Raw genomic sequence first — 24,794 nt, 5'->3', positions numbered from 1 at the left:
CCACCTGGCACGCGGCGCTGCCCGGCTACGTGGCGCGGCTGCTCGCGATCTGCGAACGGTACGCCCCGGGCGCCGGTGACCTCGTCGCGGACGCGGTGCCGCTGCCGCCGCCCGGCATCGAGGCGCACTTCGGCATCACCGGCGGGCACATCCACCACGTCGACAACACGGTGTCGTTCACCGACCGGATGCCGTACGCGACGGGTGTGGACGGCGTGTACGCGGGCAGCGCCGGCTGCCACCCGGCGGGCAGCGTGATCGGCGCGGCCGGGCACAACGCGGCCCGCCGCATCCTCGCCGACATGTAAGGAAGGGCCCCTTATTAACGCCTCCGGTAGAGGAAGGGCCCCTTCTTAACAACCGCTCACGGCGTGTCGGGCGCCTCCTGGCCGGCGGGCGGGAGATCGCCCGGACCGCGCACCAGGTAGACGCCGACCAGCAGCAGGTACGCCAGCAGGCTCAGCAGCGGGTCGATGAACACGATGGCGAACGCGACCAGGTAGAGCAGCGGGCCGAGCCGGAACCGGCGGGCCACCGCGCTCGCCAGCCTCGGGTCCAGATCCGCGTGCAGCAGCCCGCGGCGGCGCGCCCACCACCAGCTCAGGTTGAAGAAGAGCGCCTCGCCGAGCACCACGCCCACGTACAGCGCGGCGGTCAGCCGCTGGTCGCGCACGGTGCCGCGCAGGTTGTCCGCGAGCAGGTCGGCGGTGAACGGGATCGCCGCCACGAACATCAGCAGCAGCAGGTTCAGCACCAGCAGCATCTGGTCGACCCGGCGGACGTAGCGCCACATGTTGTGGTGGGTCAGCCAGACCTGGCCGACGATGGCGAAGGTGATCACGTACGCCAGGTAGGCCCGCCACTCCTGCACGAGCACCGCGGCCAGCCCGTCGTCCTGCGGCAGGTCCGGGTCGAACGCCAGCAGCTCGACGGCCATCAGGGTGAGCACGATGGCGATCACCGCGTCGCTGAACGCCTCCACCCGCGAGGCGTCCCGCGCCATCTCGCTGCCGCGCCCGAACCGGTACACCGGTTCCCTGTCCGCACCCGTCACGCCGCCCCCTCACGACCGATGGTCGCGTGCCGGGGGCGGCGTGCGGGGCGAAACCGTCAGACGGCCGGCGTCGAGGTCTCCGCGTCCGCGCGGTGCGCCCGGATCTTGTGCCCGACGCTGGTCAGGCAGCGGCCGCTGGCCAGGTCGAACTTCCAGCCGTGCAGCTGGCAGGTCAGCTGGTCGCCGTCGACGATGCCGAACCGGCTCAGGTCCGCCTTCAGGTGCGGGCAGCGCCGCTGCACCACCCAGCCGTCGAGCGTGATGTCCTCGGCGTCGACGGCCCGCTCGTGCTCGTCGTACCAGCCCTCGGCGTACTGGAGGCGCTCCTCGGAGAGGCACTTGAAGAAGGCGTAGACGAACTCGTTGTACTGGCCGATGCGGGCCGCCGAGAAGCGGCACGACAGGAACAGCGAGTTGACCCAGTCGACCTCGCCGATGTGCAGCAGGTGCTCGATCAGCGCCCGCTCGGTACGGAAGCGGTAGCGGACCTTCTCGTCCGCGTACGGCCGGACCTCCTTGCCCGGGAAGTCCACCACGATGGATTCGACCTCGGAGCCGTCGTAGCCGACCAGGTCGAAGCGGACCGGCCCGCCGACGCCCTTGGCCAGGTAGATCGACTCGTCCAGCAGCGGCTCGATCCGGCGCTTCATCTCACCCAGCACGTCGACCTCGGGGTGCCGCCAGGACGCCTTCTCGGCCTCGATGACGCCGCGCTTGCGCTCCCGCATCTCCTCCAGGTGGGCGACCTTGTTCGCGAAGAACTCCTCCACCGGCACCGGGTGCGTGGTGGTCGCGCCCTCGGTGGTGATCTCCGAGACGCTGCCCGGCAGCAGCACGATGCCGTTGGTGCCGCCGACCTTGGCGTACTCGGACAGGAACACCGACTGGTCGGGGAAGATGTTGCCCTCGTCGCCGAAGATGTCGTTGAACTGCCACAGCTCGTCGTCGAGGAAGCACGGCGGGCCGGCGATCGGGAAGACGTGGTCGGCCTTCAGGTCGTCGATGTAGCGCCACGTGCGGTCGAACTGCCGGTCCCGCTTCTGCTTGCCGAACGCGGTCTTCGCCGACTGCGGCAGCTCGTAGACCATCGGGTACCAGATCGCGCCGGAGAACTGCAGCATGTGCGCGTGCACGTGGCCCAGCTCGGCGAAGACGCTCAGGTCGGTCGGGCGGGCGTCGTTCTGGTTGAGCAGCCGGACGCCGTCGTACTCGACCCAGAGCGAGGAGTCGCCGATCGGGCCGTCGGTTGGGCTGGTCAGCGCCTGGATCATGATCTTCAGGCCGCCGGGCAACTCCACGACCTGCTCGTTCGGGGCCTTGAGGAACTTGGTGAAGCCCAGCTCCCGGAACTCGTCCTCCATCTCCGAGGTGGGGAACTCGGGGAGCAGGACGGTGGCGTCCTTGGACACGAAGTCGCGCAGGTGCTTGGCGTCGAAGTGGTCCCGGTGCAGGTGCGACACGTACAGGTAGTCGACCTGGCCGAGGGTCTCCCAGTCGAGCAGGGAATTGTCCGGGAAGGGGAACCACGAGGCGAAGTAGGCGGGATTGACCCACGGGTCGCACAGGATGCTGCCCGCGGCCGTGTCGATCCGCATGCTGGCATGGCCCGTACCGGTCACTCGCACCGCAGTCCCCCTCAAAAAGGCATCAGGTGTACGTCAAGACGCTACCGGAGGCAGTGTGCTCGCCGTCCCGCGACGCCGGTAGTGCCCAACCGCCCCGACCCGGACGGGACCTACGGCCCGGGTCATGCGACAACCACGCTGTCGCCCGCCCGGGTCATCAAGCGCACCGGAGGCCGGACCCTGCGCCGGGGCCGGTTGAGGGCGTGCCAGACTGATCGGAGATCCGATCGCGAGGGAAGGACCGACAGTGGCAGGAGACGAGCCGGTAACCGCGCCAGATCAGCACAAGCCCGGGCACCGCAAGTCCGGACGGATCGGCGCGTTGCTGTCGGCGCTGGTCTTGGTTCTGATGGCGCTCTGCGGGATCGAGGAGGGCCGGGTGGAGCACATCTGGCTGTTCGGGATCGCCGGGCTGCTGGTCGCCATCGTCATCGGCGACGCCGTGCTGCGCCGCAACGGCCTGCGGTCCTGACGAGCGGCGCAAACGGTACGCGGAAGGGCCCACCCCTCGCGGGGTGGGCCCTTCGTCGTCGGGTGCGGGTCAGCGGCCGAGCAGGATGTCCTGCACGTCCTTGAGCGCGGCGTCGACCTCGGCCTCGAAGTAGCCGCCGGGCACCAGCCCGAAACGCAGCGTGTCGAGGTCCTTCGGGTTCACCGGCATCGGGTTGCGGCCCTGCATGCCGCCGAGCAGCGTGTCGAAGAACCGGTCGACCTGGTCCGGGTCGTACCCGCTGCCGAACCGGCGGACCTGGAAGCTGCGCCGGATCTGGTCGACCCGGTAGAGGTCGCTGCCGGGCGGGCCGGCCATCGGCGGGCCCACCATCGGCGGACCGGCGACCGGCGGGGTCACCAGCGGCGGGCCGGTCATCGAAGGGCCGGGGCCGTAACCCTGGTCCGGCGGCCCGTAACCGGGCTCCGGCGCGCCGTAGCCCTGCTGCGGCAGCGCGGGCGGGCCACCCGGGCCACGACCACGCAGCTCACGCTCGGGCATGCGGATCTCGGCGGTCATGTCGGCACGCCCGCGCCGGCCGGCCTCGAAGCCGTCGAAGCGCTCCTCCTGGCCGTACCCGCCGGGGCCGCTGTCCTGGCCGTACCCGCCGCTGTCCTGGCCGTAGCCGCCCGGACCGGTGTCCTGGCCGTACCCGCCGGGGCCGCTGTCCTGGCCGTAGCCGCCGGGGCCGGGCGGCAGGCCGCGCGGCGGCGGGCCGCCGTGCCCAATCGGCGCGCCCGGGCCCATCGGGCCGGGGCCGCCCGGGCCACGCGGGCCGTCGTAGCCACCGCGCGGGCCGTCGTACCCGCCGGCGAACGCGCCGGTCGGCTCGTCGTAGCGGCTGCCGTAGCGGTCGGCGGGCGGGCCGGGCTGGGCCGGCATCTGGCGGGGCGGCATCGGCGGCTGCGGCACCGGCGACATGCCCCTGTCGTCGCGCATCGGCGGGCCGAGCCGGTCGGGAATCCGGGGGTCGCCACCGCGCCCGGCGGGGGCGCCACCGCGCTCCTCCAGCTCGGCGAGCTGCCGCTCGACCCGGTCGAGGTGCAGGTCCACCTGCCACTCGTCGTAGCCGTTGAAGCGGACCCGGAAGACGACGTCGTGGACCTCCTGGGAGGCCACGGGCGCGCCGACCGGCTGACCGGCGAGTGTCGCCTCGACCCGGTCCAGGAAGGCGTCGACCTCGTCGACCTTGTATCCCCGGCGGAGCGCCTTACGCCGGAAACGCTGACCCTGACTCGCCACTATGTCTCCTGGTCTCGTACCGCTACGCCGTTGCCGCGCGTGAGTCGCCGTCCGTGTCCCCGGCGGCGGCGAGCTGGCCACACGCCCCGTCGATCTCGCGTCCCCGGGTGTCCCGCACGGTGGTCGACACCCCGGCGTCGCGCAACCGCCGGACGAACTCCCGCTCGACCGGCTTCGGGCTGGCGTCCCAGCGGCTGCCCGGAGTCGGGTTGAGCGGGATCAGGTTCACGTGGGCCAGCTTGCCGGCCAACAGCCGCCCGAGCAGATCTGCTCTCCACGGCTGGTCGTTCACGTCCTTGATCATCGCGTATTCGATGGACACGCGACGCCCCGTCGTGGCCGCGTAGTCCCACGCCGCGTCCAGCACCTCGGACACCTTCCAGCGCTGGTTGACCGGGACGAGTTCGTCGCGCAGCTCATCATCGGGGGCATGCAGCGACAACGCAAGGGTCACGGAGAGGTCTTCGCTGGCCAGTCGCCGGATCGCCGGGACCAGCCCGACCGTGGAGACGGTGATGTGCCGCTGCGACAGGCCCAGGCCCTCCGGCGCCGGAGCGACCAGCCGGCGGATCGCCGCCACCACCCGCGAGTAGTTGGCCAGCGGCTCGCCCATGCCCATGAACACCACGTGCGACAGCCGCGGCGGCGAGCCGGACACCGCGCCGGAGGCGGCCACCCCGGCCAGGTAGACCGCCTGGTCGACGATCTCGGCGGTGGACAGGTTGCGGGTCAGCCCGGCCTGGCCGGTCGCGCAGAACGGGCAGGCCATGCCGCACCCGGCCTGGCTGGAGATGCAGACGGTCACCCGGTCCGGGTAGCCCATCAGCACGCTCTCCACGAGCGAGCCGTCGTGCAGCCGCCAGAGCGCCTTACGGGTCGCGCCGTCGTCGCAGGCCAGCTCGCGTACCGGGGTGAGCAGGGTGGGCAGCAGCTCACCCGCCAGCCGCTCCCGGGTCGCCGCCGGCAGGTCGGTCATCCGCTCCGGGTCGCGCACCAGGCGGCCGAAGTAGTGGTTGGAGACCTGCTTGGCGCGGAACGCCGGCTCGCCCAGCTCGGTGACGAGCGCCTGCCGGCCGGACAGGTCCAGGTCGGCGAGGTGGCGCGGAGGCATCGAGGGTCGGCGGCCGCGGGCGTCGGGGTCTACGGAGATCAGCGGGAGACTCGTCATGGCGCGTCCAGTCTGACACGCTCCCGCCCGGACGCACCCGTCCGTACGTGTCGAATCGCCCCCGGCCGCCCGGCCCGCCGCGGGTCCCCGCCGTGACGCATACCTCAGCTCACCACCGGGACGAACACGGCGAGCAGAAGGTAGGCCACCGGCACCGCGAACAGGATCGAGTCGAGCCGGTCCATCAGACCGCCGTGCCCGGGCAGCAGGTTGCTCATGTCCTTGACGCCGAGATCCCGCTTGATCATCGACTCGGCGAGGTCGCCGAGCACCGCGGAGACCGAGATCGCCATCCCGAACAGCGCGCCCCACCAGGGCGCCACGTCGAACAACACCCACAGCAGCACCGCGCTGCCCGCCGCCGCGGCGGTCACCGAGCCGGCGAAGCCCTCCCAGGACTTCTTCGGGCTGATCGTGGGCGCCATCGGATGCTTGCCGAACGACACGCCGGCCGCGTACCCGCCGGTGTCGGAGAGCACCACCGCGACGAGCGTCACCAGCACCCGCAGGTGCCCGTCACCCGGCGCCGCCGCGAGCATGGCCGCGAACCCGGCGAGGAACGGCACGTACACCGCGATCAGGGTGGCCGCGGTGAGGTCGCGCTGGTAGTTGCCCGGCCCGTCGCCCAGCCGCCAGATCATCGTGCCGAGCACCGTGACCAGCAGGCCGAGGCAGAGCGCGTCCGGGCCGGCGAACCAGGCCAGGCCCACCGTGATCACGCCACCGGCGACCAGCGGCGCCAGCGGCGGGTGGGCGCCGCTGCGGCGTACCGCCCGGGCCATCTCCCAGATGCCGATCCCGACCGCGGCCGCCAGCACGGCCAGGAACGCCGGCATGAAGAAGAACAGCGGCACCACCACCGCGGCGCCGAGGGCCACCCCGACGCCGATCGCGGCCGGCAGGTTGCGCCCCGCCCGGGACGTCGTCGGCGTGGTGGTCGGCGGACGCTCGGCGCTCGCCCGCCGTCGCCCCCGACCCCGGCGACCGGGCGGCGGCTCGGGCTCGGGCTCGTCGCGTACCGCCGGGATCTGGTCGGTGGGCTCGTCTCGCACCGGCGCGATCTGCGCGGTCGGGTACTCGTCGTCGCGGGCCGGCTCACCCCACGGGCCGCGGCGCTCCGGCCCGTCGGGCCGGCCGCGGTCGCCGGCCGCCGGTCCGTCGTACCGGCCCGGTCCGTCGTGGCGCCGACCGCTGTTCGGGTACGGCCCGGCGTACGTGTCCGGGCCGGCGTAGGTGTCCGGGGGGGCGGACGTGTCCGGGGCGGCGCCGGGGCGGGCGTAGCCGCCCGGCTCGGTCGGGTGGGTGGGCGCCGCCGGGGCGGGCCGCCAGGGGCCCGGCTCCAGATCGGTGTCCGGCCAGGGCAGAGCGGGGGCCGGACGGTCCCAGCCACGCGGCTCGGTGCTGCCGTAGGGGTCGGGGTGGGACATCACGCACCGGCAGCCGGTACGAGAGCCACCACATGACGCAAGACCAAAACCATCCCCTACCGGCGTGAGACTTCTGTTGACCGACCGACGGCCGGGCGACCCCCGCCGTTCACCCCGTGGTGGCCGGGAATCGTGCCGAGCCTACTGCACCCGCCGGAGCCCCGAGGGTCTGCGCCGCCGGGCACGACGACGGCACCGGGCCGCCGCCCGTGCGGGCGACGGCGGCGGTGCCGTGCGGGGTACGCGCGCGCTCAGACCTCGAGCAGCTCGTTCTCCTTGTGCTTGACCAGCTCGTCGACGGTAGCGACGAAACGCTGGGTCAGATCGTCCAGCTCCTTCTCCGCGCGCCGGCCCTCGTCCTCGCCGACCTCGCCGTCCTTGACCAGGCGGTCCAGCTCCTCCTTGGCCTTGCGGCGGATGTTGCGGACGGCGACCTTGGCCTCCTCGCCCTTCTGCCGGGCGACCTTGATCATCTCCCGGCGCCGCTCCTCGGTCATCTGCGGCAGGACGATGCGGAGCTGGTTGCCCTCGTTGTTCGGGTTGGCCCCGAGGTCCGAGTCGCGGATCGCCTTCTCCATGGCGCCCAGCTGCGAGTTGTCGTACGGCTTGATGATCACCATGCGGGGCTCGGGCACCGCGATGGAGGCCATCTGCGGCAGCGGGGTCGGGCTGCCGTAGTAGTCGATGACGATCCGGGAGAACATGGCGGCGTTGGCGCGACCGGTACGGATCCCGCCGAACTCCTCCTTGGCGTGCTCGATGGCACGCTCCATCTTCTCCTCCGCCTCGAGGAGGGTGTCGTCGATCACCGGTCTCCTCGCCTCCTTCTGTCGCTCGTCGTGGGTAGTGCGGGTGCCGCCGTGGCAGAGGGACCGCTTGTCGATCCGGCGGGCCGGTCAGGCGGTGATCAGGGTGCCGATCTTCTCACCGGCGACGGCCCGGACGATGGTGTCGTCGCCCTGGGCGCCGAAGACCAGCATCGGCAGGCCGTTCTCCATGCAGAGGCTGAACGCGGCGGCGTCGGCCACCCGCAGGTTACGGCGCAGCACCTCGGAGAAAGTGATCGAGTCGAGCTTGCTCGCGGTCGGGTCGATCCGGGGGTCGGCGGTGTACACCGCGTCCACGCCGTTCTTGCTCATCAGCACCACGTCCGCGCGGATCTCCAGCGCCCGCTGGGCGGCCACCGTGTCGGTGGAGAAGTACGGCATGCCGGCGCCCGCGCCGAAGATGACCACGCGGCCCTTCTCCAGGTGCCGGATCGCCCGCAGCGGGATGTACGGCTCGGCGACCTGGGCCATGGTGATCGCGGTCTGCACCCGGGTCTCGATGCCCTCCTTCTCCAGGAAGTCCTGGAGGGCCAGGCAGTTCATGACCGTGCCGAGCATGCCCATGTAGTCCGCGCGGGCCCGGTCCATGCCCCGCTTCTGCAGCTCGGCGCCGCGGAAGAAGTTGCCGCCGCCGACCACCACGGAGACCTGCACACCACGGCGTACGACGGTGGCGATCTGCCGGGCGATGCCCTGCACGACGTCGGGGTCGACACCGATCGCGCCGCCGCCGAAGACCTCACCGGAGAGCTTCAGCACCACCCGGCGGGACCGACCGGGAGGAGGCGCGGTCGGATCCTCCATCGCCAGGCTCCGGTCACTCACAACCTGCGTCATCCGCCCCGCCCCTTCTCCCCGCGCATAGCGCGGGCGTCGCGTACGTGCCCTTGCCGACCCTATGTGACGAGGAGGCCGCGGTGCCTGTCGCGTACACCGGCGGCCTCCTCGTCGACGTTCTCCCCTGTGCCCGGGCCCGGAAGGCCCGGCGCGGCGGCTCAGGCCTGGCCGACCTCGAACCGCAGGAAGCGGGTCACCTCGATGCCGGCGTCGGCCAGCACCTGCTTGACGGTCTTCTTGTTGTCGGCGACCGACGCCTGCTCCAGCAGGACGAAGTCCTTGAAGAAGGCGTTCACCCGGCCCTCGACGATCTTCGGCAGCGCCGCCTCGGGCTTGTTCTCCTCGCGGGCGGTCTGCTCGGCGATGCGCCGCTCCGACTCGACGGTCTCGGCCGGCACCTCGTCGCGGGTGAGGTACTTCGGCCGCATCGCGGCGATCTGCATGGCCACGGCGCGCGCGTCGGCGTCCGCCGCCTCGTCGTTCTTGCCGGTGAACTCCACGAGCACGCCGACCGCCGGGGGCAGGTCCTGGCTCTTGCGGTGCAGGTAGACCGCGGTGGTGCCGTCCAGCTTGGCGAAGCGGTTGAGCACCAGCTTCTCGCCGATCTTGGCGGACTGCTCCTGGATCAGGTCGGCCACGCTCTTGCCGTCGATGCTGCTGGCGAGCAGCTCCTCGGCGTTGGTGGCGCCGCTGGCCACGCCGTGCTCGACGAGCTGCTGGGCCAGCGCGATGAAGGCGTCGTTCTTGGCGACGAAGTCCGTCTCGCAGTTGAGCTCGAGCAGCGCCTGGCCGGAGTGGGCGACGAGCCCGTTGGCGGCGGTGCGGCCGGCCCGCTTGCCGACGTCCTTGGCGCCCTTGACGCGCAGGATCTCGACGGCCTTGTCGAAGTCGCCCTCGGCCTCCGTCAGCGCCTTCTTGGAGTCCATCATGCCGGCGCCGGTGAGGTCGCGGAGCTTCTTGACGTCCGCGGCGGTGAAGTTGGACATGACTCTCTCTTCGGTGTCAGTGAGGTGGTCTGGGGTGCTGGTTACCCGGTTCCGGGCCGGTGCTGCCGCCCGGCGTACCCGTCGCGCCCCACCGCCGGGAATCGCCGACGGTGGGGACGCGACGGCGAGATCACTCGGCGGCGGCGGTCGCCGGCTGCTCGGCAGCGGCGGCGGCGGGCTGCTCGTCGGCCTTCTTCGGCTCCTCGAGCAGCTCACGCTCCCACTCGGCCAGCGGCTCGTCGGCGGCGACCTGGCCTGCCTCGGGCTTCTCGTCCGCGCCCCGGTTACGGCCGGAGCGGGCGATCAGACCGTCGGCGACGGCGGCGGCGACGACCTTGGTCAGCAGCTCGGCCGAGCGGATGGCGTCGTCGTTGCCCGGGATCGGGAAGTCGACCTCGTCCGGGTCGCAGTTGGTGTCGAGCACCGCGATCACCGGGATGCCCAGCTTGCGGGCCTCGTCGACGGCGATGTGCTCCTTCTTGGTGTCGACGATCCAGACCGCGGCCGGGAGCTTCTGCATGTCCCGCAGACCACCGAGGGTCTTGGTGAGCTTGATCTTCTCGCGGGAGAGCTGGAGCGTCTCCTTCTTGGTGTAACCGGCGGCGGTGCCGCTCAGGTCACCCAGGGCCTCCAGCTCCTTCATCCGCTGCAGCCGCTTGTACACGGTCTGGAAGTTGGTCAGCATGCCACCGAGCCAGCGGTGGTTGACGTACGGCTGGCCGACCCGGGTCGCCTGCTCGGCGATGGCCTCCTGGGCCTGCTTCTTGGTGCCGACGAACAGGATGCTGCCGCCACCGGCGACGGTGGTGCGGACGAACTCGTACGCCTTCTCGATGTAGTCGAGCGTCTGGCGCAGGTCGATGATGTAGATACCGTTGCGCTCGGTGAAGATGAAGCGCTTCATCTTCGGGTTCCAGCGCCGGGTCTGGTGCCCGAAGTGCACACCGCTTTCCAGCAGCTGACGCATGGTCACGACGGCCATGGTGGGTTACTCCTACTGTGTCCCTGGTTGTCCGTCCGGCCGGCGGCCGGACGCCTGGCGCCCGGTCGGCGGCCGGGGTGGGCCCGGGTGAAGAACCGGGACCAGGGAGGCCGTCGCCCCACGGAGGAGACCGTGGAGAGGGCACGCGAGGTCGACCGCGCGAGGCGGTCGCCAGTCGACCAGTGTACGCGCCCTGTCCGCCGCACGGCCCTCGGGTGCGGGAGGCGGCCTTGCTCAAACCTTGATCGACTCCGGTACGGCGAAGTGGCGGTGTCAACCTGCCTGTGACACCGCCACTTCGGCGTACTGGTTCAGCGGTCGTCCACCCGCTCAGCCCGCCGCGAGGGCTGCGGCGAGGAAGAGGACCAGCCCGACCGTCAGGTACGCCGTCGGCGGGCGCAGCCAGCCCCGGCTGCCGTCGGCGAGCGCCAGCCCGCCGGTACGCAGCCCGTACAGGCCGGTTCCGAAGATCGGCAGCCCGACGGTCAGGAACATGCCCACCACCACGTGCGACGTCGACACCGGGTCGCCGAACAGGCCGTGCAGCAACACCCGTACCGCCGGCACCTCCAGCACCAGCACCATCACCGCCAGCAGCACCGCGAGCGCCGGACGCCGGGTCCGGTAGACGCCGTCACCGGGCGGCGGACCGTCCGGTCGTGGCATGAGTGCCGGCATCGGGCCGGTCGGCATCTCCAGCGGATTCGGGGTCGCCGCCGGCTCGGCCGGACCGGCCGGGCGCTCACCGATCCGCAGCGGAGTCGCCTCGCCGGGGTTGAGCCGCGCCGCGGCCGACGGGTCCGTCCCACCGGTCACCGGCGGCTCGGCCGACCGGCCGGTGTCCACGATCGGGTAGCCGCCGAGCGGCCCCGGACCGGCCTGGCCGGCAGCGCCGCCGAGGGCCAGCGCGTTACCGCCACCGCGGGGATCGGCGTTGTGAGCGGCCAGGCCGTACGGGTCGCCGCCGGTACGGGACGCGCCGTCGGAGGCCGGGGTGCCGAGCGGGCTCGCCGGCACCGCGCTCAGCGGGTTGCCGTGTGCGGCGGTGCCGAGCGCGTCCACACCGCTGCGGGACACCGCGGCGAGCGAATCGTCCGCGGACTCGCGGGCCGCCCGCCGCCCGGCACGTGACCCGGGCAGCTCACCGGAGACCTCCGGGTCGTCCGGCCGCTGCGACCGCCAACTGCTCGTGTCGTCCACCAGCGGGTCGGCGGCGGAGTACCGGCCCGGCTCGGCGTACCGGCTCTCACCGGCCCGCTGCTCCGGCGTGCGGTAGTCGTCGTCGCGGTAGCGGGGCTCACCCGCGGCGCGCCAGTCCGACTCGTATCCGCGGTCGCCCCATCGCGACCCCTGCTCATCCTCGGGATAGCTCCGTCGTCCGTCCACGACCGGCACGGTATGCGACCGGCTCCAGCCGCGCCATTCGGGTCGGGGGGTCGTCGACGCAGGTCAGCGCGACGCGGCGGAGATCTCTAGTCGACTCCTCACGTCCGGCCGAATCATTTACATGCGGACGACCGGCTTGAGTGCATCCGTGCTGCAGTGAGTCAGAGCGTGTAGCTAGCAGATGACCTCTCGCAGACACCACCCCACGCAACAGCGCGTCACGGATGTCCAAAGCGAACCAACTCAAGACCTTTCTGAGCTGTCTCATCGGAAGCAGGTCTCGATCTTCGCCTAGGACTACTCGGCACTCCACAGCTGAAACACCGGCGTTCTGGTCGCACGCCCGAGCACGTCACGCAAGCCCAAATTCCGAAGGCTCTTCGGACGCTTTCCGGCGATAGGTGTCTAAGATCAAGGAGCTCTCGTTGATTAGGGAGTCAAATGCCTCTTCCTTGCGCTCGTCGTAGCTAGATTCGCCATAACTCCTGACCAAGTCAGCTAGCAAGTCCGCAATCTCAATTAGGCTCAAGTACCGGAAACCCTCAATTGCCCGTTCGAACTCATCCCGCTCGATGACTTCCATCGCAAAGCCGAAGCCGCCACCCATAATCGCGTTGAAGACGCGATGAACATGGGCAAGCTTAGCCACTCCGGGCGGAGCATCGGCCGGAACGATGCCTTCCACTCCATAGTCGACTGCCTGGTTTTATACGCTGTCCATAGATCTCACCACTCTACACATTCCCCACTAGACCCGACTTCCCATGCGTCCTGAGCGTGTTGTTTACGTTCCTGAAGGAACATATTATCGGGGTTATTGATCCACTCCTGCGGGAAGTTGGATCTCCTTACTCCTTGCTTGCCCTGGCTTTGCTCGACGACGTGCTCCCAGTTCAATTTTGGTCCGCCTGGCGTCGCGTAGTCCCTGGCCGGACCGTGCACCTGCAGCCAGCCACCAGCTTTGTCATAGCTGGAGTATCCATTAGCAGAGTCCGGCGTCCATGAATTCCCGCCACCGCCGACTGGACACGCCTCGCCACCGGAAACGCCAAGCTCGATAAATCCGGGGTCGTTGTTGTGAACGAGTACCGGCTCAGTACCGGCGATCACATAGTACGTGTGGACGCGACCGGCAACTACGCTACGTCACACCAGGCTCCACCTGCGGCTTCAGAAGGGTTCGCCATCTTGAAAAACCACGATCATCGATCGTGACAGCAACGGTGACAGCAACCCCCACACACGTGCACGAACAGAGACGGACTGCTGGACACGAGTGAACCGGCGGAGCGCGCTCATGCGCCCGAAGCAGATCAGCAGCGGCCGGCGCCGCGAGGGCACGAGGCCGCCCCTCCGGCCTCAAGGGCGCTACCGCGTCGCGACAGCGACCGCCCTACGGGCGTCCCTTGACCCCGGAGACCACTACGGCCCTGCAGACGCCGACACCACACGGACAGACGCCTACGGCGCCCACCCCAGCCACGCCGCCGACCACCGCCAGGACAGCGGCACAGCAACGGGTGCTCGAGGGGTTAGCTTCAGATACTTTCACGAACTATGAGCAGAAAGAGTCTGGCTAAGAAAAGCTATACGTAATCAAGTAGGCGGCCCGGCCGAAGCCGGGCCGCGCGCACGCGCTCAAGGCCTACGGCCCCGCGCGCACGCCCGTCAACGCCCAGTCGCCACGACCAGACAACCACGGAGAAAGCTCCATCAACCATAGTCGATTGGCGTGCCCGGCTGACAGCAGCGGTGACAGCAACCGGCACCGACTTCCACAGCCCTCGACGACCCGAGATGAACACGAGTCTCCAGGTCGTGAGTCTCCATTGGGCCGAAGCGCTCCCCCTTTAGGCGGCAATTGAATTAACGAAGACCTGAACCTTCGAAAGATCCTCAGGCTCGTCGCCGAACAAAGAGATTCTTACCCGACTAGAATCGGTTAGCACGGTCAAAAGAACCGTCTCGTTCGGATCAAAGGCGAGGAACTTTAAATCTTTCAAGTGCATCTCCCCTGAATATATTAGCGCCAAGTCCTGCGGATATTCTTCTCCATCGAAAAACTCCACACTCACAAGCCCGCTCGGCGCGGACAGAACTCCGACGTAAACGGAGTCCAGGCCAGCATGAAAAGGCTCGCTCACCGGGTCCCAGTCGTCATGCGGATCACTGCTTTCCGGGGCGGCGATAATCAATAGGCCGTGCGCGAACCTGGCAGTTATCGCTCCGAGTAGCACTTTACCTCGCTTCCGAATTCACCGGGACTTACCTCCAGGCGAGGGCGCACCCAGGCAGGCACCCTTGGCGCCGCTCAACTCGCAGCGTAGCCCAAGACCAGCCGAACGCAGCCATCCGCTACTACCCACCGAGCTGAATAAGGTTCAGGTGCCTTGCGCCAACAAGGGTTCTCTGCGGCGGGAAGTCGTACGCACCAAATTCCTGTTTTAATCCACTCACTACGCCACCTTGCGTCTTCGTGCATTTCTTGCAATGCGGATAGAGGGTCCACGGGCCATCTGGCGCTAGTTTATTCGCTGGAGAATGATCGCCCGTCCAGTGACCATCTGCGTAACCAGAAACGGTCGCACCGCATCCGGGAGTTGAACAGCCGTTCCTGTCACCGAATCCATTGATCATCGTCTGCTCATGCGGGAGCACCCGGTCCCCACGCTCAGCGGAAACGCCTTCTTGCTTGGTGATTCCGTCTGGCCCAAGCGTCAGATCACAGACCTTCCGCTCCGTCCCGTTGTTGTTGTGAACCAGGACGGGTTGCTTGCCAGCGAGTACATAGTACGTGTGGGTGACGGCGACGGTGAGGTCCCGCATCACCTTTGCGCCGGTGAAGTTACGGACGTCGGTGACGTACTGGATCTGTCCGTCGGGCCCGACCAGTGTCGACTCGCCTGGGATCAGGTCGGCGGCGTCGACCCAGTCGCCGGTGGTGGCGTCCCAGAAGGGGTGGTGCGCGGTGGTGTGCAGAACCGCCGCGGTCGGGTCCGCGACCTGGCGAGCCGTCGGGCTGGGGACATCCGACCATTGGCCGGCTTGATCGAGAAGCGGTCCGAGCTATGGCCGGGCTGAGAGTTCGAGCTGCGGGGCGACGATCTCGGCCAGCAGGTCGGCGCGTGTCGCGGAGGGGTCGCGGCGCCCGGCGTTGGCCTTGCCGCCGGGCGGGCTACGCTGGCCGACCGGGCTAACCAGTACTGGTTCGTCGAGGAGCGGATGCGGACGAAACGCCGAACCCGAGTGACGTTGGCGACCAGGCCATCCTCCCACCCGAAGGCGGGTGCTCACCGGGGGACCTGATCGCGAAGCCGCGCGACCAAATAGTCGACCATCTGGGCCGCATCACCCTCGAATTCGACGCCGTCGTCGTCACCGAAGATGACAAACCGTCCGGGACGGCGGACGAACACCGCGACGAGAATGCCGTCGCTGTATTCGTCGACAGACAACGCGAAACGGTGGCCCAGGCGAGGAAAGAATCGATTGAGGACGCTGTCACTCGAGGCCAGGAGAACAAGGTCCCGGAAGATGTGATCCTCTTCTTCAACCGAGGCAAGTAGCGCAGCCCATTGGTACTCGGCAGCAGTCCCTCTCTCATAGGCGAGTTGAAGCCCGGAAAACTTGATGAACGGATGGTCGGCGGCGAGATCCTCTAGACCTGAACCTTCTACCCAGCGCCGTGCCGCGTCGGCGACGTGGGAGATGTCGGAGGTTTGCCCGTGCGCCTGCTGCCGCCCCTTCCAGTTGAATGACAGCAAGTATGAGCCATCGTTATCGATCACGTTTACGAATCGGTCCCCAACCGAAAGGACGGCTACTGCAGTGCCGGCCGAAGCACTGCCCACCGTAAATTTCAGCGCAAGAGAGTGATCCAACTCGCCGTTAAGCGCACCAACCAGATTCTTCTCAGACATTGGCGCATCCATTCCTATTCCAGTACGCCTCGCATGGCCGAAGTGACATTCGAACCGTTCAGGTACCAAGTTATCCGGCCAGCAAGATTCGGATTTCGGAAGGATTTGAGCATAATCTGTCTCATTTCCCAGTCCGTACCCGCGTTGCCCCTCCAGCCTCCCGGCCCGCTCCCACGCCTTGCCGCCGCCTCGAAGATATCTCTGGGACCCCAGCCCGCCTTCGCGTCGAGCCCGCCTAGGTCGACGGCGATGTTCATCCCATCATTACCGAGTGCATTCTGAACTTCGTTCACCCATTGCGGATTACCGTTCTCCCCGATGTTGGCGTATGCCTTGCCATTGAAATGGACTCCATTCAACTTCTCGGCGAGCGGGACTCCCACCTCCGCTTTACCGAGAACAACCGTGTCTCCCACCTGCGGGTGGTATCCGGTGACAATGCCGGTATCTGCGCATGCGCATGTCGCATCATGCCGAGGGCGAGAGCCACCGCAATTGTGCACCAGGACTGGATCATTGTCGGCGACTACATAGTACGTGTGGATGTCGGCGACCGTGAGGTCGTGCATCTCCTTGTCGCCGCTGTGGTTCCTGACCGCGACGACGGTGACCGCGCGTCCAGGTCCACCACCACCCATACCCGCGCCGCTGCCGTCGCCTTCGAGACGCTTGGCGTCGTGGACGAGAAGCCGATGGTCGGGCTGCAACTGCCCGGCGTCCACCCAACGACGGTCGGTGGCATCCCAGAACGGATGGTTCTGGGTCGTCTTGAGGACCGTCTGCTTGCCCGACTTGCCGTCGCTGACCGTGACGTCAGTCAGGTCACTGTCCCGGTTGAGGTGGAGGCGAGTGACCGGCTTGCCAGCCGTCCTTCCCGTCGTCGGATCCGTCGCCAGGACCCGGTCGCCGAGCTTGAGGTCGGAGATGGGCCGCCTGCTGCCGTCAGCGAGCAGGACCCGGGTCGACGGGTCGAAACTGTGGCAGCCCGGATTCTCCTGCCGGGCCCGGCGAGCGTAGTCGGGCGAATCTCCGCCCGACGCGCGACCAGCACTGCGGGGAGCGGACGCACCTGCGCCACCCCCCTTTGCCGTTGCGGCCCGGACGGAGCCACCACCGGCACGGACCGCGCCGCCGCCGGGCATCCGGCTGCTGAGACTCGGCAGCCGGCTAGCGCCCCCGCCAAGCGCCTTGGTGCCCAACCCACCGGTGAAGCGGCTGAGACCGGCGGAGAGCCCACCGTCGAGGCCCCCCTCGATCATCGTGCCGGCCAGGCCGCTCCAGGAGAACTCCGAGTCGCCCCGGGACACGTCCACCATGTAGCCGCTGCCGGCGGACAGCGCGCCGGCGGCAACCCCGGCCAGGATGAGGCAGCCGACCCCGGTGGCACAGAGCGCGCCGACGGCGACGGTGGCGATCAGTCCCGCCGCGGCGGTCGCGGCGAAGCGCCATGGATCTTTCTTGATGGCCGCAACTGTGGCCTTGGCGCTGTTGACTGCCTTCTTGACCGTCTTCTTGGCTGTTTCCTTGACGCATTTGCCGACGCCCTTAGACAGACAGCTCCGGGCCGCGTGGTAGGAGTCCTTGAGCTGCTGGACCTTCTTCTTACTCCAGCGTTCGAACGAGGTCTTGGTGACGTTCCAGGCCTTTTTGGCCTTGGTGGTCACCTTCTTGGTTGCCTTCTTGGCGTCGTTCCAGGCACGGCCAGAGGAGACGTACGTGAACGCCGAACTGGTGTAGCTGGTCGCCGCCCGGAAGGTGGAGACAGGGTTGGTGACCGCTCGCGCGACGCTGCTGACCCCACGCTTGAAGGACGACCAGCCGAAGTGCCCGGTGGGGTCGACAGTGGTGAGCGGATTGCCGTCACCGTACTGGAAGCGGTTTGCGTCGATGGAATCGGGCACCGCGCCGACGTCGACCGTGTCGCGGGTGTCGAACTGGCCGGTCGCCGTGTTGTACCAACGCGCGTGCATGTTGACTCGGCCCGTGAGCGACTCGGTCCACTCGGACTGGTAACCGAGGTTGCCGACCATGCCGGTCGTCCCGAGCACCTTGCCGAGCGGATCGTAGGCGGTCGATCCGGCGAGCGCGGTTCCGGTCGCGGTGAACTGTGCCACCACGTCGGTGTGCTGGTCGGTCCAGGTGTAGCGGGAGCCGGCACCGCTGCCGCCGCCGGCGCCGAGAAGCTCGCCGTCGGGGCCGCGCGTATAGATCGTGCTGCCGTCGCCGGCCAGGTCGTTACCGAGACCGGCGTAGGTGAATCCGGGCTTGACCGCTCGACCGAGGGCGTCATAGGTGTAGGTGACGGTGGCCCCCGCCGCCTGCTGCGCAATGACCTGACCGAAGGCGTCGGCGTCGGTGGTGTAGGTGCCCGAACCCGTGGCGGCGCGCCTGAGCGTCCCGCGCGGCGTGTATGTGTACGACGTCCCGTCGCTCTGAGTGAGCAGTTGGTTACGAGCGTCGTAGGTGAAGGTCTTCGACCCGTTCTGGGTGCGGTTTCCGGAATCGTCGTAGGCGTAGGTCGTGCTCGTCGTCCCGTTGCTCCACGACGTCAGACGGTTGGCGAGGTCGTAGGTGTAGGTGTTGCTCGCCGCACCGGCGAATCCGCTGGTGACCTTCGAGGTTTCGTTGCCGTTGTTGTCGTACCCGTAAGCGATGGAGCCGAGGGTGACAGTGCCGGCGGAGTTCTTCAGCGTGTCGGTCTTCAACCGGTGCAGCGGGTCGTACGTGAGGGTACGGACGTTGTTGCTGGCGCCGTAGGTGATGGTTGCCGGCTGCGAGGTCTTGTTGTAGCCGACGGAAATGTTGATGCCCGTGGTGGCGTTGGCCACGGTCTTCAGTCGGCCGGCGGTGTCGTAGGTGTAACCGGTGGTCCCGGCAGCGTCGGTACGCGCCGCGATGCGACCGTCGCGGTCGTACGTGAACGAGTTCGTGTCGGCCGGCCCGCTGATGCTCAGCGGCAGCCCTCGGTCGTCGTACGTGATGGTGTTGGTGCCGGACGGCACGGACAGGGCGGTGACGCGCCCCGCGTCGTCGTAGTCGAACACCCGGTCTGCGGTGGCCGCCTCGGCACCCTCGCCGGTGACACGTCTCAACTGGCCGAGTTCGTCATAGGCATTGGTGACGCTGACACCGCCGGGAGAGTCCTGGCGAACGGGCCGGCCCACGGCGTCGTAGCTGACCGTGAAGGTGCGGTCAGGCAGATTCGAGTACGCGAAGGTGGCCGGCTCGATGCGCGACTCGGGTAGCCCCCACGAGTTGTAGGTGGTCCAGAACGCGTTGCCCCGGCCGTCGGTGAAGCGGGTTCGGTTGCCGGCGAGGTCGTAGCCGAACGATGTGCCGATCGCGCTCGTGCCGGTGACCGGCTGCGTCTCGCTGGTCAGGTTGCCCCGGGCGTCGTAACCGAAGTTGGTGGTGGTGCCGCGGGCGTCCTTTATCCAGATCAGATTGTCGTTGTCGTCGTAGCCCAGCCGCTCGGTGGTCTGGACGACATTCCCCGCGTCGAGGTTCTGCCTCATGGTGGCGCGGCCGACGCCGTCGTATGCGACGGTCTTCTTCGTGCCGTCGGGCAGGACCGTCCGGACCGGACGTCCGAGGCCGTCGTATTCGGTGGTGGTCGTGTTACCTGCGTTGTCGGTGACGCTGATCGGCTCGCCGACCCAGTTGTAGGTGGTGGTGGAGGAGACTCCCTCCGGCGTGGTGACCTTGCGCAACCAGGGCCCGGCCGCCGCCGTTGTGCCGTACGCACCGGTGCCGTAGTCGTAGACCGTGGTGTTGGTCGCCGGCGTCGGCTGCCGCACGACCTGGCTGCTGGTCAGGACCCGCCCGAGGTAGTCGTAGGTGGCGGTGGTCTTGGCGCCGGTGGGGTCGACGGTCTCGATGAGGTCGCCGACCTTGTCGTAGGCAGAGGTGGTGACCTTGCCGGCCGGGTTCGTCACCTTGACGGTGTTGCCCATGGAGTCGTACTCGTAGGTGGTGGTCCTGCCGAGTGCGTCAGTGCTCGACGTGGCCTGGCCGAGGCGGTCGTAGGTTGTGGTTGTCTCGGCGGCGGGGATCGGATCACCGCCCGGTGGCGTGTAGGAAGGCCTGATCGTCTTGACCGGCCGGCCCATGGCGTCGTAGCGGGTGGTGAGGACGTTGGTCAGCGGGTCCTGGGTCTCGGTCGCCTCGCCGAACGTGTTGTAGCCGGTGCGGGAGACCGGTACTGCTGGCACAGGGGCACCGCCGCCGAACGTCTCGGTGGACACCGACGGTGCGACGGCCTTGGCGAGGTTTCCGGCCGAGTCGTACTCGAAGCTGGTCCGGTTGCCCACCGGATCGGTCATGGCGGTGATCAGCCCGCGCTTGTCGACGGTGTAGCCGGTGGTGAGCTTCTTCGGCGTCACCGTCGTTGTCGCCTTACGGCCGTTGCCCGAGCCGTAGAGGCTGGAGACCTCGTCGGCTGACAGCGCCTCCTGGAAGATCTGCACGTTGTCGATGGCGCCGTTGACCATCTGCAAGTCGTTGGGGCCGATCAGGATGCCGCCAACGGAGAGCGGGGTGATGCCGTTCCAAGGGCTCGGATTCGTGCCGCTGCCGTTGAGCGAGCCGTTGACGTAGAGGCTCATGTCCTTCGTGCCGGAGTCGAAGACACCGACCAGGTGGACCCAGGTGTTGACGGCGGGAACCGAGCTGGACCGGGCGACGGCGGTCCAGCTCGTCGACGCGGTGTCGGCGAGCGCGGAGATGAACTCCCATCGGTTGAAGTACTTGCTGTACTTCAGGAAGAACGCCCCGTTGTTGTAGCCGCCCTCACCGACGATCGTCTGGTCCTGGTTGAGGTCGCTGAGCTTCACCCAGGCCGACACCGAGTACGACTGGGTCGTGTTCAGCGCCGGCTGGGCCGTGCGGTACATGGCGGTTCGGTTGAACACCGCCGCGCCGTCGGATCGGCCGATCGGGTTGTACTCGGAATACATCGTCCGCTGCGACGGCGAGGAGTCCTGCGCCTCCCAACCGGCGGCCTCGTCCATCCGCCACCAACCCGTCGGCAGGGCGCCGCTCTTGACGGTGACGCTCTCGGAGGTGATGCGCCCCATGGGGTCGTAGGTGTTCTCGACGGTCTTCATCGGGGTCTGCATCTGACCGACGAGGCTCTGGGTGGTGACGATGTGGTCGTCCGCATCGTAGGAGTACTTCGTCACCCGTTCCAGGTCGTAGGGTTGCTCGGTGGAGGAGACGAGTCGGCCGGCCGCATCGTAGTCGTAGAGGCTCCAGTTGGCGCCGTTGTCGGCGCGCTGCATGCCCAGGTTGCCGAGGGCGTCGTAGCTGTTCTCCTCCCGCACGAACCGCTTGACACCGTCGGTACGGGTCACCTTCGTGACGTTGTCGTTGAAGTCGTACTCGTACTCGGTGACCCAGTTCATCGCGTCGGTGTCCGAGGCGAGGTTTCCGTTGGCGTAGTACGCCTTCGACGACACGCGGGTGCTGACGCCATCAGCCCCCGTGATGGTGGTGGTCAGTTGCTGCCCTACGGCGTCGAAAGTCTCGGTCTTGATCCGCAGCACGTCGTCCTGCGGGCAGGTTTCCCCGGCTGACGGTTCGCTGCCGCACGCCACGGTTCTGGTGCGGTTCCCGTAGTCGTCGTACTCGAACAGGGTGACAGTGCCGTCCGGGTCGACGGTCTTCACCATCTGGCCGTGCTCGTCGTAGTCGCTGCGGGTAGCGCGTGGGGAGTCGCCGCCGGTGGTGTCCTCGACCTTGCGGTAGGTGACATTTCCGTCGGCGTCGTAGGTGGTGGTGGTCCTCGCGGTGTGGACCGCGCCGGTCACCTGGTTGAGGACCGGCGGATCGGTTTGCTCCACGACCTGCCCTGCGGCGTCGTAGACGTAGGTGGTGGTCAGGTCACCCAGTGGCGCCTCGGCCTTGACGGTCTTGGTGAGGGTGCGTCCGAGCCCGTCGTAGGTGAACTCCGTGACCAGTCCAGCAGGGTCGGTGATTTTGACAGCGTCACCGGCGGAGTTGTAGTCCGTCCGTTGCGTTGCGCCCTTGGCGGACACCGTGGTGAGCGGCAGGCCGGGCGGCACGCTGCCACCGCCGACCGCGGGGGTCGATGTGGTGGAGTAGGTCATCGTGGTGGTTCGCCCCGCCGTGTGCCCGGCGACCGGCGGCGAGGTGACACTGACTCGGTTGCCCGAGGTGTCGTAGCCCAACTTGGTCAGGTAGGTGTTGTCGGATCCGTCCTGCGAGCGGGCGTCGCGTACCTCGATCAACTGGTCGTTACGCGGGTCCGGGGCGAGGTTGGCCGTCGTCGCGTCCGGCCAGTACTTGTAATACGTGTTGTCACACCAGGTTTGATCCCGACAGACGGTCGAGCGGACGACGTTTCCCCGGACGTCGCGTGCGGACACCGTCTTCATACCGAGTGGGTCGAACTCCACCGACTCGAAGCCGCCCACGTCGTAGCCGTAGGAGGTCGTCCGACCCAGCGCGTCGGTCGAGGCGATAAGGCGGTTCCCGTTGACCAGGTCGAAGGTATCCGTAGCAGTCTTGTTGGTCGGATCAATGGTGCTCACGGTGGCAACGGGCGTCAGGGTCGCTGTTGGGCCTGCCTGCGCGGCGCTTTTCGCGGCACGGTAGTGGGCATCCACCTCCCACGGCGGCAGTTCCCGCTCGTAGTAGGCGAACTCCGCGATGTTGCCCTTGAAGTAGCTGACGTCGGCCGATGAACTCGGCCACGACTTGGTGGTCCCCGCACCGATGTACGACACCAATGCGTTGGTGGCGACCATCGCCCCCAGGTTCCCGACCATCTTGTTGTCGAGGTAGAGGGTCTGCCGCGTGGGGGATGCTGACAGCACGACGTGATGCCACTTGCCGTCGTTCACCTTCGTACTCGAGGTGATCGGCGCGTTCCAGGTGCCGTTGTAGAACTCTCCCCGCAACAGCCCGTCGGCGCCGACGTACAGGGCGGGCGTCCAGCTCGGCGTGGTCGGCGAGTTGTTCAGCTCGTTCAGCTGGTAGGAGTAGAGGACCCCACTTGCCGCGTGGTTGACCGGCGTCTTGAACCACATCTCGACCGTGGCGTCTTCGACACCCGGGAAGTCCGTGCCGGGATACAGCTGGTTGGTGGGATCGTACGGTTTGACGTAGGAGGACGTGCCGTTGAAGATCGCGCCGTAGGTGTCCGAGAAAGGGCTCGTGTCGGCTTGGCCGGTGTTGAAGGTGACCGCGTTGTAGCGGGCCTCGTTGCTGTGCACGACGTTCACCGCGTCGGCCGGCGCTTCGGTGTCCCCGAGGCGCCAATAGTCGGTCGGCTGAGATCCGAGGACCGACGACACGTAGACCAGGCTCGAGCCGGAGGCCTTCGGCGCGCCGACCTGCCACACGCCGCCGTTCTCGTCAGTGATCTCACTGACCCGGCCCGTCACGCTGTGATAGGCCACCTGCGCCTGCACCCGCCCGCCCGAGCTGGTGACGCGCGACATCTGCGGCGTGCCGGCGCGGCCGGAGGCGTACATCGAGGTGATGTCGCGGTCGCTCAGAGCGCGGTTGTAGTAAGCGACATCGGCGATCGAACCGCTGAAGAACGTGGCGGTCGGCGTACTGTTCGGTCGGCTGGGCCAGGACCCGCCGAGGAAGCCGGCACCGAGGTACGCCTTGCTGGCGTCCAAACTGTAAAGGTTCACCCCGGCATTCAGGCTGCCGATCCGCCCACCATCGAGGAACAGTTGCTGGCTCGTGCCGTTCCCGACGAGCGCGACGTGATGCCATTGGCCGTCGTTGACCGCGTTCGGCGACGACATCGCATTGGCCGGGTCGGCCGTGCCGAATTCGCCGTAGAGCTTTCCGTCGGCACCCACGTAGAGGACGGGTGAATAGGATGCGGCGGTCGTAGCGCCCGGCGTCACCTGGTCCTTCTGATAGCTGAACAGCACTCCGCTGGGCGTGCTGGTGCGAAACCACATGCCGATCGACTGGTACGAACTCTCCGCCACCGCCTTGTCCGGCAGCGATACCAGAGAGGACGTGCCGTTGAAGGACGCGGAGGTGGACGTCGAATCGGGCAGTGGTGGTGCCTCGCCAAGTGTCACATCGGTGTACGAGCCGGTATTGGCGCCGTCCGCGGAGATCACCGCGCTGGTCGCCGCAGTCGCACCCGCGGCGTCGTTGAGGCGCCAGAATGCGTACGGATCGCTGTTGAGCACCGTGTTGGCATGCTGCGAGACCGACGTGTAGCGGTAGGTGGCGCATCCACTGCCCGCCCCGGGCTCGCAGACCGAGGTCAGCAGGTCGCCGTCGTACGTGTAGGTCCAGGTCTGCTTCGACGCCGGATCGGAGACCACGACCGGGTCGGTGGTGACGCTCGCGACGTGGGGCACCGTGGCGCCCGCCGGCGTGGACCAGGATATCGACAGCGCCCGTCCGGAGGCGTTTGACGTCATCCGGTCCACCTGGCCATCGGCGTCGTACCGGAAGACCAAGGCGCGCCCGGAAGCATCCGTGATCTTCGTGATCCGGTAGTGCCCCGATCCGGCCGCCTGGGTGAACTCGTAGGAGGTGACGTCCTTGTCGGTCAGAGAATAGCCACCCGTGATCGGCTTGAAGACCGACTGCCGGCCCAGCGGCGCGACCCACGTCCCGTCGTTGTTGCGGCCGAACGCCACCTCTTGACCGGTCGGGTAACGCACGGCGACGGTCTGGAGGTTGCCCGACGCGTCCCGGATTTCTGACGCCCGCATATCCACGATCGACGACCATCCCCGTCCGAACGCGTTGTCCAGCCGAGTGTCGAGGCTGTTGTAGTCGCGGTTGACGGTCAGGGCCGGACCGACGGAGGCGATCTGGGCATCAGTGTCGGACGTGGTGTAGTTG

General features: G+C 68.1%; 17 protein-coding genes and 1 pseudogene. 2 read left to right on the top strand and 16 right to left on the bottom strand.

Annotated features, from left to right (window positions below; genetic code table 11):
• Positions 1-308, top strand: a pseudogene (locus KBX39_RS01910) (FAD-dependent oxidoreductase); the annotation flags it as partial.
• A 56-nt stretch (positions 309-364) separates the two neighbouring features.
• Here KBX39_RS01910 and KBX39_RS01905 read toward each other — a convergent pair.
• Complete coding sequence (locus tag KBX39_RS01905) at positions 365-1,003, bottom strand: TMEM175 family protein (protein WP_051611534.1); 639 nt, start codon at positions 1,001-1,003, stop codon at positions 365-367.
• A gap of 107 nt (positions 1,004-1,110) precedes the next feature.
• The gene (locus tag KBX39_RS01900; protein ID WP_166455525.1) at positions 1,111-2,679 is read right to left on the bottom strand and encodes a Rieske 2Fe-2S domain-containing protein; all 1,569 of its coding nucleotides are present in this window, start codon (positions 2,677-2,679) and stop codon (positions 1,111-1,113) included.
• Positions 2,680-2,926: 247 nt separating this feature from the next.
• Between KBX39_RS01900 and KBX39_RS01895 the strand changes: the two genes are divergently transcribed.
• Positions 2,927-3,151, top strand: coding sequence for a hypothetical protein (locus KBX39_RS01895; protein ID WP_082931019.1), 225 nt, complete (start codon positions 2,927-2,929; stop codon positions 3,149-3,151).
• Positions 3,152-3,220: 69 nt separating this feature from the next.
• Here KBX39_RS01895 and KBX39_RS01890 read toward each other — a convergent pair whose 3' ends face one another.
• From KBX39_RS01890 to KBX39_RS01825, 14 genes are all read right to left on the bottom strand, one after another.
• The gene (locus KBX39_RS01890) at positions 3,221-4,411 is read right to left on the bottom strand and encodes a DivIVA domain-containing protein (RefSeq protein WP_069089228.1); all 1,191 of its coding nucleotides are present in this window, start codon (positions 4,409-4,411) and stop codon (positions 3,221-3,223) included.
• Between the two features lie 22 nt (positions 4,412-4,433).
• Positions 4,434-5,579 carry a 23S rRNA (adenine(2503)-C(2))-methyltransferase RlmN gene (gene rlmN, locus KBX39_RS01885; RefSeq protein WP_104113933.1) on the bottom strand — a complete coding sequence of 382 codons (1,146 nt, stop codon included), beginning with the start codon at positions 5,577-5,579 and terminating at the stop codon, positions 4,434-4,436.
• Between the two features lie 104 nt (positions 5,580-5,683).
• Positions 5,684-7,006 (bottom strand): phosphatidate cytidylyltransferase, encoded by a 1,323-nt coding sequence (locus tag KBX39_RS01880; protein ID WP_210868869.1) that lies wholly within the window; start codon positions 7,004-7,006, stop codon positions 5,684-5,686.
• A 251-nt stretch (positions 7,007-7,257) separates the two neighbouring features.
• Positions 7,258-7,815 (bottom strand): ribosome recycling factor, encoded by a 558-nt coding sequence (frr, locus tag KBX39_RS01875; RefSeq protein ID WP_043325889.1) that lies wholly within the window; start codon positions 7,813-7,815, stop codon positions 7,258-7,260.
• Positions 7,816-7,902: 87 nt separating this feature from the next.
• On the bottom strand, positions 7,903-8,637 hold the full coding sequence (pyrH, locus tag KBX39_RS01870; protein ID WP_174533616.1) for a UMP kinase: 735 nt from the start codon (positions 8,635-8,637) through the stop codon (positions 7,903-7,905).
• Between the two features lie 191 nt (positions 8,638-8,828).
• Complete coding sequence (tsf, locus tag KBX39_RS01865) at positions 8,829-9,656, bottom strand: translation elongation factor Ts (RefSeq protein ID WP_064447054.1); 828 nt, start codon at positions 9,654-9,656, stop codon at positions 8,829-8,831.
• 130 nt (positions 9,657-9,786) lie between these two features.
• Positions 9,787-10,638 (bottom strand): 30S ribosomal protein S2, encoded by an 852-nt coding sequence (gene rpsB, locus KBX39_RS01860; protein WP_043325892.1) that lies wholly within the window; start codon positions 10,636-10,638, stop codon positions 9,787-9,789.
• A gap of 330 nt (positions 10,639-10,968) precedes the next feature.
• On the bottom strand, positions 10,969-12,024 hold the full coding sequence (locus KBX39_RS01855; protein WP_247659786.1) for a hypothetical protein: 1,056 nt from the start codon (positions 12,022-12,024) through the stop codon (positions 10,969-10,971).
• Between the two features lie 352 nt (positions 12,025-12,376).
• Positions 12,377-12,709, bottom strand: a complete 333-nt coding sequence (locus KBX39_RS01850) for a hypothetical protein (RefSeq protein ID WP_124778968.1) — start codon at positions 12,707-12,709, stop codon at positions 12,377-12,379.
• Between the two features lie 41 nt (positions 12,710-12,750).
• Positions 12,751-13,134, bottom strand: a complete 384-nt coding sequence (locus KBX39_RS01845) for a hypothetical protein (protein ID WP_124778967.1) — start codon at positions 13,132-13,134, stop codon at positions 12,751-12,753.
• A 740-nt stretch (positions 13,135-13,874) separates the two neighbouring features.
• Positions 13,875-14,219: a hypothetical protein gene (locus tag KBX39_RS01840; protein WP_210868867.1), complete on the bottom strand. Its 345-nt coding sequence runs from the start codon at positions 14,217-14,219 to the stop codon at positions 13,875-13,877.
• Between the two features lie 163 nt (positions 14,220-14,382).
• Positions 14,383-15,003, bottom strand: a complete 621-nt coding sequence (locus tag KBX39_RS01835) for a polymorphic toxin-type HINT domain-containing protein (RefSeq protein WP_210868871.1) — start codon at positions 15,001-15,003, stop codon at positions 14,383-14,385.
• 311 nt (positions 15,004-15,314) lie between these two features.
• Positions 15,315-15,944 carry a hypothetical protein gene (locus KBX39_RS01830; protein WP_210868866.1) on the bottom strand — a complete coding sequence of 210 codons (630 nt, stop codon included), beginning with the start codon at positions 15,942-15,944 and terminating at the stop codon, positions 15,315-15,317.
• 14 nt (positions 15,945-15,958) lie between these two features.
• The coding region (locus KBX39_RS01825) for a LamG-like jellyroll fold domain-containing protein (RefSeq protein WP_282102341.1) at positions 15,959-24,794 on the bottom strand (8,836 nt) is incomplete at its 5' end.

Origin of the sequence: Micromonospora sp. D75 (genome assembly GCF_018070405.1) — a bacterium.
Classification (GTDB): Bacteria; Actinomycetota; Actinomycetes; order Mycobacteriales; family Micromonosporaceae; genus Micromonospora; species Micromonospora chalcea.
Note: the sequence above shows the minus strand (reverse complement) of the source record. Positions and strands in the feature narration are given on the sequence as shown.